The 11917-nt window shown below is 65.3% G+C and carries 6 protein-coding genes; all 6 read right to left on the bottom strand.

What is annotated here, in order from left to right; all coding sequences use genetic code 11:
* Positions 1-52: 52 nt before the first annotated feature.
* The 6 genes from INS93_RS21525 to INS93_RS21500 are packed head-to-tail and all read right to left on the bottom strand — an operon-like array spanning position 53 to position 11900.
* Complete coding sequence (locus tag INS93_RS21525) at positions 53-1717, bottom strand: diguanylate cyclase (RefSeq protein WP_192985478.1); 1665 nt, start codon at positions 1715-1717, stop codon at positions 53-55.
* Positions 1710-2096: a response regulator gene (locus INS93_RS21520; RefSeq protein ID WP_125836202.1), complete on the bottom strand. Its 387-nt coding sequence runs from the start codon at positions 2094-2096 to the stop codon at positions 1710-1712. The genes INS93_RS21525 and INS93_RS21520 overlap by 8 nt, the downstream gene beginning before the upstream one ends.
* Positions 2089-4986 (bottom strand): CHASE domain-containing protein, encoded by a 2898-nt coding sequence (locus INS93_RS21515; RefSeq protein ID WP_192985477.1) that lies wholly within the window; start codon positions 4984-4986, stop codon positions 2089-2091. The genes INS93_RS21520 and INS93_RS21515 overlap by 8 nt, the downstream gene beginning before the upstream one ends.
* On the bottom strand, positions 4983-6905 hold the full coding sequence (locus INS93_RS21510) for an ATP-binding protein (protein ID WP_192985476.1): 1923 nt from the start codon (positions 6903-6905) through the stop codon (positions 4983-4985). Before INS93_RS21510 ends, INS93_RS21515 begins: the two co-directional genes overlap by 4 nt.
* On the bottom strand, positions 6902-10768 hold the full coding sequence (locus INS93_RS24915) for a PAS domain S-box protein (protein WP_192985475.1): 3867 nt from the start codon (positions 10766-10768) through the stop codon (positions 6902-6904). Before INS93_RS24915 ends, INS93_RS21510 begins: the two co-directional genes overlap by 4 nt.
* Before the next feature lie 10 nt (positions 10769-10778).
* Entirely contained in the window at positions 10779-11900 is a 1122-nt protein-coding gene (locus INS93_RS21500) for an HDOD domain-containing protein (protein WP_192985474.1), read from the bottom strand.
* Between the last annotated feature and the right edge of the window lie 17 nt (positions 11901-11917).

The following is an 11917-nucleotide window of genomic DNA, read 5'->3' as shown; positions in this document are numbered from 1 at the left end:
AACGCCCCCTGGTTAATCGCTCGCAAGCGGGCTCCTGCGATGTCTGTCGCGTTCAGTCGCCTGCGACCTGCACCTGATTGCGACCACCATGCTTGGCGGCGTATAGCGCCTTGTCCGCGCGCTCACGCAGTTGTTCCGCTTCGCTGTGCACATCGGTGCCGGCGATACCGGCACTGAGGGTGCAGGAGAATTCGCCGCCATCGGCGATGAAGCGTAGCTCGGCGAAGCGCTCGCGAATCTCATCGACGATCTGCTTGGCCTGCTGCGGGTTGCAGTCCGGCAGTACCGCGAGAAATTCCTCGCCGCCATAGCGCCCCAGGCTGTCGACTCGACGCAGGCGCTGGCGCAGCAGATTGGCCAGGGCGCGGATGACGTTGTCGCCGGCGGCGTGACCATGTTCGTCGTTGACCCGCTTGAAGTGATCGATATCCAGCATCACCACGCTGGCGCGGTCGCCACTGCGTAGCGTGCGTTCCAGTTCGATGGCCACCTGCTCCTTGATATCGCCATGCTTGAGCAGGCCGGTGAGACTGTCGCGCGCCAGGGCGTTGGACAGCAGGCGTGCGCGCTGAGCGCGGGAGAACACGGTGGCGACCAGGGCGTTGTCGGAAATCGGTTTGGTGACGAAGTCATCGCCGGCCTTGATCAGCGCGTTCATCTGCTTGCCGATATCGGTTTCCGCCGACAGGTAGATGATCGGGATGCGCAGCCAGTCGTCGTTGCAGCGGATGATCTGCGCCAGCTCAGGGCCGGTGCAGTCCGGCATGTTGACGTCGAGCAGCACCACTTCGGGATTGAAGTCGCGCAGGTGCTCGAAGATCTGCGCCGGGTCCTGAAGGATTTCCACCAGCATGCCGGCGTCGCGCAGCACCAGGCTGTAGCGGCTGGCCAGATCGCGGTCGTCGTCGACGATCAGCACTCGGTAGGGCTCGCCGCTCTGCTGGGCGAAGCAGCGTTCCAGGCGGCTTTCCAGCTGCGGAATGTCCACCGGCTTGGCGAAGAAACCCAATGCACCGGCCCGCACCGCCTGCAACTGGGTGGCGAAGTCATCCTGGTGAGTCAGCACCAGCAGCGGCAGTGGCACCTCCAGGCGCTGCTGCAGGCCTGCGGCATAGTCCAGGCCGCTGCAGTCTTCGCTGGCCAGATTGACGTCGACGATCAGCGCGTCCGGTATCTGCTGCTCCAGAGCAGCATCGAGACTGGCGATGGAATTGAAGTGTTCGGCCTGATAGCCGAAGTTGTTCAGGGTCAGGCGCATGTTTTCGCCTACGGCTATTTCATCCTCGAGGATGTAGATGAGCCGGGACTCGGTTTCTCCGCGTAGCGCCTGTGGTATCTGCTGCTGCGCTGCGCCGGGTGCCTCGCTGCTGGAGGTCTGGTTGCCCAGGCGTTGCAGCGCCGCGATGAATTCGCCGAGTTCGTGCTGCAGGCGTTGCCGGTGTTCCAGCCAGCGCTCGGCCTGTTGCTCCAGCTCCCGGGCTTGCTGGCCGAGCTGGTCGAAACCGAAGGTGCCGGCGCTGCCGGCCAGGCGATGCAACTGGTCGCGTAGCGCCTGCAACAGGTGCCTGCGCTGCTCGTCGCTCGCCTCGAGCAATTGCTCGCCCTGCTGCGTCAGTTGCGGAAGTTCCTGGCGAAGGCGTTCGGCGAATTGCTGGCCGAGCTGCTGCAGACGCTCTTGCAGGGTCTGAGGGATGGCGTTGCCGTCGTGTTTATCCATGGCGTTGGCTCCAGATCTGTCGGATCTGGGCGGCGAGCTGCATGGGATCGAAGGGTTTCACGATCACGTCGAGCGCGCCCAGGCTGCGGTAATGGGCCACCTCGCCGGGTTGGACCTTGGCCGTCATGAAGGCTACCGGCACCTCACCGATATCCACCAGTTGGCGCAGCCTCTCCAGCGTTTGCGGGCCGTCCATGCCAGGCATCATCACGTCGAGCAGGATGAAGTCGGGCGCGAAGCCTTGCACCTGATCGAGCGCTTCCTGGCCGCTGGCGCAGCTCAGCACCTGGAAGCCGCCGACGGCTTCCAGGGCGACCTTGGCCACGGCCTGGATCGAGGGGTCGTCCTCGACGTGAAGGATGCGCTTGAGCTCAGTCATTGCGGGTCTCCTTGGCGGGTAACAAGCGGTTGAGCATGTGCAGGAAGTGTTGCCCATCATTGCGCGATTTGGCCAGCGCCGCGCTCACCCCGGCGAACTCATGGCCATCCATCTCGCTGGCCGAGAGCACGGCCACCGGTAGCCCTGGCCGCTGGTTCTGCAGTTCGTCGAGCAGCTCCAGGCCGTTGCCGTCAGGCAGACCGAGATCGAGCAGAACCAGGTCGAAAGGCTGCTCGGCGAGCAGGCGACGCGCTTCGGCGAGGCTGTCGGCGGGAATGAACTCGGCCAGCTCGCGGCCCTGTTCGGCGACTACCAGACGCAGATCGTGATCGTCTTCCACGTGCAACACGCGTGGGCTCTGCGGCAGGTTCTGCAAGGCCTGAGCAAGGCTGGCGAGCAGGCGCTGCGGGTCGATCGGCTTGCTCAGCCAGTCCAGCGCGGGAACCCCGTCGAGCGCCAGGCGGCCTTCTTCACAGGCGGCCGATACCACCACAATCGGCAGCTCGCGATAGCGCGCGTCGGCGCGCAGTTCCTGTACCAGTTGCATGCCGTCACCGTCCGGTAGGCGCAGGTCAAGGCTGATGGCGGCGGGTATTTCCTCGCGCAGGCTGGCGCGGGCTTCGTCCAGGCTGTAGGCCAGACGCACGCGATAGCCGGCGTTTTCCAGCAACTGGCGCAGCAGGTTGGCGATATCCGGTTCGTCCTCGACCACCAACAGGCTACGCCGGCCGTCGCTGGCAGCGGGCCGGGCGGCTTCGGCCAGCGTGGGCAGCTCGAACCAGAAGCAGGCGCCCTGGCCTTCTACCGAGTCGAAGCCGATCTGTCCGCCCATGCGTTCGATCAGCTCCTTGCTGATCGCCAGGCCCAGGCCGGTGCCGCCTTTGCTGCGGCTGTCACTGGCATCGGCCTGGGAGAACTTGCTGAAGATGCGCTGGCGAAATTCGGCAGCGATGCCTGGGCCCTGGTCGCTGACCTCGACGCGCACGCGAGTGCCGCGACCTTCGGCGCGCAGGTGCACCTCGGCGCCGGGCGGCGAGTACTTCACGGCGTTGGAGATGAAGTTGGCCAGTACCTGTTGCAGACGCATGGCATCGACCCGTACGAGGGCTGGCACGCAGTCGAGAAGGCGCAGCTTGACCTGGTGGCGGTCGGCGTAGGCCTGGTTGCTGTCCAGCGCTTCCTGGAGCTGGGTGGCAAGTGTGCAGGGTTGCAGGTCGAACTGCATCTTGCCTGCCTCCAGTTTGTCCATGTCCAGCAGATCGTTGATCAGGTGACTGAGGCGCTGGCTGTTGGCCTGGGCGATGCCCAGCATGGTCCGCATGCTTTCCGGTACCGTGCCCAGTGCGCCGCCATTGATCAGGCCCAGCGAGCCGGCGATGGCGGTAAGCGGGGTGCGCAGCTCGTGGCTGACGGTGGAGACGAACTCGCTCTTGAGGCGCTCGATGCGCTTGGCCTCACTCTGGTCCATGGTGGTGCCGGTGATGCGCTGCGGGTAGCCGTTGGCGTCGCGCTGGATGTAGCCGCGCAGCAGCACCGGCAGTTCGCTGCCGTCGACACGCAGCAGACGACAGTCGATGGTGAAGTTGCTGGCGCCTGTGGATAGTGCCTGTTTCAGACGGGCGCGCGTTGCGGGCAGATCGTCCGGGTGTACCAGGTTTTCCCAGGCCCAGGGGTCATCGGCAAAGCCGGGCGGGCCCTGCTCCGGATAGCCGAGCATCTGCCAGCCGTGGGCCGAGGCGAAGAAGCTGCCGGCTTTGACCTCGATATCCCACCAACCGTCATTCCCGCCCTTGAGCGCCAGCGCCAGGCGCTCTTCGCTGCGGTGCAGCTGTTCGGTGATGCGCTCGGCCAGCTGCTGTACCTGCTCGCGGCGCAGGCTCAGGCTGCTGATCAGGAAGAACAGCAGCAGGCTGATGCAGACCCCCAGGGCGAGCAGTGAGCCCTCGCCGCGATGGACGCCGTCGAGAAAACCCGGGGCGTAGTGAAAGTTCAGGTACCAGCGCTGGCCGAACAGTTCCAGCTCTCGCTGGGTGTCGGCAGCTCTATCGAGGGCGTTGCCGCTGCTGCTGTAAAGCAGGTCGGCGGCACCCGTATCGGGGCCGGCATAGAGCTCGAACTCCAGCTCGCGTTGGCGCGCACCGAGGATGCCGTGCATCAGGTCGTGCGCGCGGTAGGGGCTGTAGGCAAAGCCGCGTAGCGCGGCGAGGCGCTGCTCGGGGGTGTCCAGCGGTTGGCCGTGCCGGTACACCGGGGTGTACAGCAACAAACCCGGTTGGACCTTGCCGTGGGTTTCCTGCACCAGTGTGACACGGCCGGACAGACGGCTCTGGCCGCTGCGTGCAGCGCTCAGCATGGCGGCCTGGCGCACGGGCTCGGATAGCATGTCGAAGCCGAAGGCGACCAGATTACGTCCGGCGAAAGGCTCGATGTAGCGAATGGCGCTGTACAGCGTGCGCTCGCCAAGCGGGCGCACGCGGAAGTTGGGGTAGCCTTCGGCACGCATCTCGGTTTCGAAGGCGTGCAGCTGCTCGGCGGGCAGCACCTGGCTGAACCCCAGGCCCTGGATGCCTGGGTAGCGTTCCTCCAGGTTCAGGCGACGCGCATAGGTGCGCCAGTCGTCGCGACTGACCGCTTCGCTGGCATCGAGCAGGGCGGCGGCGCCGAGCAGGATGCTTTCCTGGTCATGCATGCGTTGGACGATGGCCGCGCTGATTTCGTCGGCAAGGAGCTCGAGTTGGCGTGTGGCGGACGCGCTCTGGCTCTGGCGCAAGCCGTCCCAGGCCAGCAGCGTGGTGCCGAGCGCCAGCGCCAGCACGCCCCAGGCCAGCAGATTGTTGCGGCTGAACAGTTGCCCGAGCAGTTGCAGGCGCAGCGTGATGTTGTCGTTCATGACTGTACCCCGACCAGCGGCAGGTCCAGCCAGAAGGTGCTGCCTTGCCCCTCCACGGAGTCGAAGCCGATACGTCCACCCATGTGTTCGATGATCTCCTTGCTGATCGCCAGGCCCAGGCCTGTGCCGCCCTGGCGGCGGGTGTCACCAGCATCGGCCTGGGCAAACTTGCTGAAGATGCGCGGCTTGAAGTCCGGCGCGATGCCCTGGCCCTGGTCACGCACGCTGATGCGTACCCAGCCGTCCCCGGGCACCGCTGCCAGCTCCACGCTCTGTCCGGCGGCGGAAAACTTGGCGGCATTGGCCAGCAGGTTGGCCAGCACCTGTTCCAGGCGCTGGGCGTCGGCGGTTACCTCGCAACCGATGCCCGGCAGCAGCAGAAGTCGCACCCCATGATGCTCGGCATAGGGCTGGTTGTTGTGCAGCGCCTGCTCCAGCAACGGGCGCAGGGCCAGCGGCTGCAGATCGAAGCGCATCTTGCCGGCGACCAGCTTGTCGATGTCCAGCAGGTCGTCGATCAGCTTGCGCAGACGCTGGCTGTTGCTCTGGGCGATTTCCAGCATCTGCTGCATCTGCTCCGGCACCGCGCCCAGGGCGCCACCGTTGATCAGGCCGAGCGAGCCTGCGATGGCGGTCAGCGGCGTGCGCAGCTCATGGCTGACGGTGGAGACGAACTCGTTCTGCAATTGCTCGCTGCGCTTGCGTTCGCTGATATCGCTGATGAATCCGTGCCAGAGCGTTTCGCCGCCAGGCAGGCGCTGCGGTGCAGCACGCCCCTCGACCCAGAGTGGACCGTGCAGCGGATGCAGGACGCGGTATTCCTGATGCCAGGTGCTCAGGCTCGCGGCTGAACGGGCGATGGCGGCGTGCACCTGTGGTGCGTCGTCCGGATGCAGGCGGGCGAGGAGTGGGCCGGCATCCTCGCTGACTTCTTCTGGCGTGCAGCCGTAAACGTCGCGGATACCGGCGCTGGCATAGGGGAAGCAACTGCTGCCATCGGCGCGCAGCAGATACTGGTAGACCATGCCCGGCAGCTGTGCGGCGATGCGCTGCAGGCGTTGGCGCGCTTCTTCGCGCTGGCTGAGATCGTTGGCCACCAGCAGGTAGCCTTGAAGCTGCTGGCCTTCGGCGCGGATCGGCGAGAGATTCAGGCGCACCGGCAGGTGCTGTCCGCTGCGTGCGCGCATCTGCCCCTCGGTGCTCTGCGGCCCGCTGCTGCAGGCAGTGCACAGGCGCTCGTACTGGCCTGGCTCGAGCAGCAGCTGCGGCAGGTACCGGTCCTCCAGATCGCCAGGCGAATAGCCCAGCAGTTGCTGCGCTTCAGGGTTGCTGCGCAGCACTCGGCCCTGTGGGTCAAGCACCAGCACTGCGCTGCCGGCATTGTCCAGCATGGCCTGGTGCATGGCGCTCTGTTCGGCCTGGCGGCGCGCCTGCAGGCGCAGCTCGAACAACTCCCCGGTCAGGTGTGCCAGGTGCTGCAGCTGAGCATGTTGGTGGCTGTCGAGGTGGCGCGGCTGGCGGTCGATCACGCACAGGGTGCCGAGCGCCAGGCCCCGGGCGTCGTGCAGCGGCACGCCGGCATAGAAGCGGATATGCGGGTCGGAAGTGACCAGCGGGTTGTCGCGAAAACGGGCGTCATCCAGGGCATTGTCCACTTCCAGTGGCGCGTCGGCGGCCACCGCATGGGCGCAGAAGGCCAGCTCGCGCGCAGTCTGCTCGACATCCAGGCCGACCCGGCTCTTGAACCACTGGCGCTGGGCATCGATCAGCGAGATCAGGGCGATTGGGGTGCCGCAGATCTGAGCAGCCAGCGCGGTGATGTGGTCGAACATCGCTTCGGCCGGGCTGTCTAGCAGTTCCAGGGCGTGCAGGGCGTCCAGGCGTTCCTGCTCGTTGGCGGGGATCGGGGCTTGGCTCATGACGCGCTCCCTGTGATCGGTAGTTCGAACCAGAAGGTAGCACCTTGGCCTGGTGGCGAGTCGAAGCCGATATGGCCGCCCATGCGTTCGATGATTTCCTTGCAGATGGCCAGCCCGAGCCCGGTGCCGCCTTGCTGCCGGGTGTCACCGGAGTCGGCCTGCGAGAACTTGCTGAAGATGCGCGTTTTGAAGGCTTCCGGTATGCCCGGCCCGCTGTCCGACACGCTGACGCGCAGGACCTCGCCGCAATGCTGCAGACGCACCTCGACGCTGGCACCCGCTGGCGAGAACTTGGCGGCGTTGGACAGCAGATTGGCCATCACCTGGGCCAGGCGCTGAGCGTCGACTCGTACCTGGGCGTCACCCTCGACTTGCAGACGCAACGCCACCTGGTGCTGCTCGGCATAGGGTTGGTTGTGCAGCAGCGCCTGTTCCAGCAGTGGCTGCAGTGCGCGTGCCTGCAGGTCGAAATGCATCTTGCCGGCCACCAGTTTGTCCATGTCCAGCAGGTCATTGATCAGGGCGCTGAGGCGCTGGCTGTTGCTGTGGGCGATGCTCAGCATCTGGCGCATGCTCTCCGGTACGGCGCCAAGGGCGCCGCCATTGATCAGGCCGAGCGAACCGGCGATGGCGGTGAGCGGGGTGCGCAGCTCGTGGCTGACGGTGGAGACGAATTCGTTCTTCATCTGTTCGGTACGCTTGCGCTCGGCGATGTCGCGGATTACCGCGATGAAGCGGCGCTGCCCCTGGTGGCTGATCTGCGACACCGCCAGCTCCATGGCGAAGCGCTCGCCACTCTGGCGCAGGCCCTCCAGCTCGCGGGCCTGCCCCACTACCCAGGCTTCGCCGGTGCGCAGGTAGCGTTGGATGTAGCCATCATGGGCGTCGCGGTAGGGTTCGGACATCAGCATGCTGACGTTGCGTCCGGCCACTTCGCTCTGCCGATAGCCGAATATCGCTTCGGCCGCATGGTTGAAGGTTTCGATACGGCCCTGTTCATCGATGGTGACGATGGCGTCGACCACGTTATCGAGCAACGTACTGAGGTAATGCTCGCGCTCTCGCACCGCGCGCTCGGCGGCGACGCGGTCGCTGAAGTCCTGGATCTGCAGCACGAAGTGCACGGGTAGCCCGTCACCATCACGCACCAGTGACACGCTGAGCAGTACCCAGAGCGTGCGCCCCAGTCTGTCGAGGTAGCGCTTCTCGATCTGGTAGGTGTTGACCCGCCCGGCCAGCAGATCGGCGACGCTTTGCCGATCTGCATCGACGTCGTCTGGATGGGTGACCTGTTGGTTGGTACAGGCCTGCAATTGCTCACGGCTGTAGCCGAGCATGCGGCATAGCTCGTCGTTGACCTCCAGCCAGCGGCCGTCCGGGCCGACCAGAGCCATGCCCTGTGGCGCAGTATTGAAGGCATTGAGAAAACGCCTCTGGCTCAGGCGCAGTTCGTCTTCCATGGCCTGGCGCTCGCTGATGTCCCAGATGAAGCCATCGATCCACAGGAGCTTGCCGTGGCTGTCGTACTCGCCGCGCCCCTTCTCGCGCACCCAGACGTTATGACCATCGGCATGGCGCAGGCGGTAGGTCAGTTCGAAGCTTTCCTGGCGCTTTATGGCCTCGCCAGCGCGGTAGGTGATAGGGAGGTCATCGGAATGCACGATGCTGGAAAAACTGCGCACTTGGTTGTCGATGAAATCGCTGGCCGGGTAACCGCTGAGGTTGGCAATTTCATCGCTGACGTAGCGCATGCTCCAGTCGGCGTCGTTGGCGCAGCGATACACCACGCCTGGCAGGTTGGCCACCAGGCCGCGGAAGCGGCTCTCGCTCTTCTGCAAGGCGCGGGTGGTCTGTTGCAACTCGCTGATATCGCTGGCGATGCCGAGAAAGCCGGTGATCTGGCCATTCTCGTCGAACATGGCACTGACAGTGAGGTTGACCTGGCGCAGGCTGCCGTCCTTGTGGCGATAGGTCCACTGGCGGGTTTCCGGGTCGCCGCCACGGGCGTTGTGCACGAAGACTTCGAAGCCCTCCAGCGGGTGACCGGCGACCTCGCTCAGCTCGGCGGCGCGAGTCTGGATTTCGTCCGCGAGATGAAACATCACCAGGGTCTGGTGGCCGATCATCTCCTCGGCGCTGTAGCCGAGCAGGCGTTCGGCACCGGAATTGAACAAGCTGATGGTGCCGCTGGCATCGGTGGCGATGATCGACACACCGGTGGCCGAGTCCAGCACCGCTTGCAGATAGGCGCGTGCCGCGCGCACGGCGCGCTCCTGCTGCTGGCGTTCCAGAATGGCGCCGACCCAGCGGGCGAACAGACCGAGGAATTCGCGGTCGGCATCATCGAATGGCTGCCTGCGTCGCTCGGGGTTGGCGAAGGCCAGGGTGCCGAATGGTTTGCCGCCCACGCGCACGACGGTGCCGATATAGCTTTCCAGGGCGAACTGGCGATAACAAGGGTGGCGCCTGTGCGGCGAGTCGGCCATATGGGCAATGGCCAGTACATCGTTCTGCTGCAAAGCCAGGCTACAGTAGGTGTCGCCCAGCTCGAACAATTGGCCGTCGCTGAGAGCGTCGTCGGGAGATACCTGTACCAGCACCTGATACTGCTCCCCTTCGATACGGCTGATGATGCCCAGTGGCATGCCGAAATGCTCGGCGCCCAGGCGCAGCGCCTGGCGCAGTTGCTCGGTGCGGGTCAGGTTGGGCAGCGCAGCGATCTCGTTGAGCGCGCGTAGCGCCGCCTGCTGGCGCTGCATCAGGCGCTGCGTGCTGCGTCGGGTCGTGCGTAACAGAACCAGCAGCAGGGCCTCGGCGCCGCACCAGGCGAGCAGCCATTTGATCACCAGCCAGCGCTTGTCGCTGCGGTGCAGATTGAACTGATCGCTGACGTCGTGCCAGATCAGTGCAACCGCCAGTGGCTCTGCGCTGGGGTCGTGACGTTGCCGGTAGCTGCTCAGTGCCATCTGATTGACCAAATAATGGCGTTCACCGTCGTCCAGCAGGCGTACGCTATCGCCCTCATCAGGGGGAGGCAGTCGCTGTTGCTGTTGCCAGGCCAGGACCTGGGGCCGCGAATGGTCCATCAGTCGCCAGCGCTGTCTGTCGCTGGTCAGTCCGCGTAGTTCTTCGCCGCTGCCCGAGTCCAGCAGCAGATCCTCGCGCAGTAGCAGAGCAACGCCGCTGTCGAATTCCTGGTCCAGTTGGGCGAGATCGTCGAGCACGCCCAGGGCCACTTCGATGGCGCCGACCTGCTGGGGACCGTTGTTGCCCTCGGCCAGCAGCGGGGCGATGGCGCGCATGCCGATGCTGCCGCGGGTCAGCCCCAGGCCGGCCTGGCTGCTGGCGCTGCGCAGTGCCTCCAGCACCATCGGGCGCCAACCGATCTGCAGGTCGCCGAAATGCTCGGGTTCGTGTACCCGCAACAGCACCTTCACGTCTGGCGCCAGGTGCACGTAGAGGCGAAACGGCTGGCGTGCCTGCAACTTGCGCCAGCGCGGTGCCAGGCGGGTGTAGAGCTGGCTGCGGATGCTGGCCAGGTTTTCCAGATCGTTCACTGGCAGGGCGTGAGCCTGGCGCACCAGCTCGGTTACCCAGGCATCGGCAGCGATGGTTTCCACCAGCAGCTGGGCGCGTTCCTGCAGCCCATGCTGGGTGCTGTTCAGGGCCATGCGCTGAATGTCTGCCTGCTTGCTGATCTGCAGTTGCCAGAGGGCTTCGCGCTCGTTCAGCGCCTGGCGCCCGAGAAAGGCGAAGAACAACGCCAGGCACAGGCTGCCACCGATGACTATCCAGCGGCCGGCGTCCCGGTGGCTGGCGTTGAATGGGTCGAACCAGCGATGACCCGGCCTCGGTTTACTCATTCGTCGTGCCTCAGCTCAGCCCGGCCAGGCGGCGCAGGCGTTGTACTTCCTGACCGTTGATGCTCTGCAGTTCGAGGCTGGCCAGACGCATGAGAATAGGTTCGCGGCGGGAGGTGCCTGGCGTCAGGCCGTAACAGGCGCCGATCAGTTCACGCAGCCCAATGGGCAAGCGCCAGTCTGCCTTGAGGCGGTTGGCCAGTTCACCGCTGTACTGGCGCAGGGCTTGTTGCAGCTGTTCCTCGCTCAACGGCAGACCCTGGTTGCGCCAGATCTGCGCCTGCTGCAGCACGGCCAGCTCTCCCATGCGTTGCAGCAGGGCGGCGCTGTGCAGGGGGGTAGGGTCCAGCTGACAGGCCTTGGCCAGAACACCGACCCTATTTAGCAGGTCCAGCTGCGTCTGCATGAGGTCCTGCCCCAGTGTTCTCAGATCAGCGTCCTGCAGGCTGGCTACCGGGCGTAGCGCCAGGCCCTGAATCAGATTCAGCGCGGTGGCCGCGCCCAGTCGCTGCACGGCATCGGGCAGGCTGACGCAAGGCTTGCCGGTGTTGTTGTAAAGACTGCTGTTAGCTGCAGCGATCAGTCGCGCCTGTACGGCTGGATCCTGCTGCCAGGTTTCGCCGAGTTGCTCCAGGGTGCTGGGTGCTGCCGCCGTGTCGCGCAGTTGCTGAAAGAGTTCGTCGCACAGGGGCAGATCGATCTCCTCATCGGGCAAGGCACAGAGATGGTGAAGAAAATCCTCGTCGTTGTCTGCCGCCACGCGAGGCTCATCATCTTCGGGTAACAGGCGGCGCAGGCAGTCCAGCACCTTGGGTACCTGGAAGGGTTTGCTGATAAAGGCGTTGATGCCGAGGGCACGCACCTCGAGTACGCTGCTGCGGTCGGCGCGCGCGGTGATCATCACCAGCGCCACGTCACGGTCCTGGCTGCGTATCGCCTGCAATAGCAGAGTGCCGCTGCCGTCCGGCAGGTTCCAGTCGGCGATCACCAGTTGAGCAGGTTCGCGTTGCCAGGCCGATATGGCGTCTGCCACGCGTACCTGGCAGTCGACGCGAGCCCCGGGGCGCAGGCTCAGGACGATCTGCTTGAGCAGATCGGCGATCCAGAGATCGTCTTCGAGAATCAGCACGCGCATGTTCAGCTCCTGGTGCT

It is taken from the genome of Pseudomonas sp. EggHat1 (assembly GCF_014892995.1).
GTDB classification, from domain to species: Bacteria; Pseudomonadota; Gammaproteobacteria; order Pseudomonadales; family Pseudomonadaceae; genus Aquipseudomonas; species Aquipseudomonas chaetocerotis.
Note: the sequence above shows the minus strand (reverse complement) of the source record. Positions and strands in the feature narration are given on the sequence as shown.

What these genes read in the sequence shown, in the direction of transcription:
- INS93_RS21525 (WP_192985478.1), bottom strand. Translation starts at nt 1,717, where the DNA reads ATGGATAAACACGACGGCAACGCCATCCCTCAGACCCTGCAAGAGCGT.
- INS93_RS21520 (WP_125836202.1), bottom strand. Translation starts at nt 2,096, where the DNA reads ATGACTGAGCTCAAGCGCATCCTTCACGTCGAGGACGACCCCTCGATC.
- INS93_RS21515 (WP_192985477.1), bottom strand. Translation starts at nt 4,986, where the DNA reads ATGAACGACAACATCACGCTGCGCCTGCAACTGCTCGGGCAACTGTTC.
- INS93_RS21510 (WP_192985476.1), bottom strand. Translation starts at nt 6,905, where the DNA reads ATGAGCCAAGCCCCGATCCCCGCCAACGAGCAGGAACGCCTGGACGCC.
- INS93_RS24915 (WP_192985475.1), bottom strand. Translation starts at nt 10,768, where the DNA reads ATGAGTAAACCGAGGCCGGGTCATCGCTGGTTCGACCCATTCAACGCC.
- INS93_RS21500 (WP_192985474.1), bottom strand. Translation starts at nt 11,900, where the DNA reads ATGCGCGTGCTGATTCTCGAAGACGATCTCTGGATCGCCGATCTGCTC.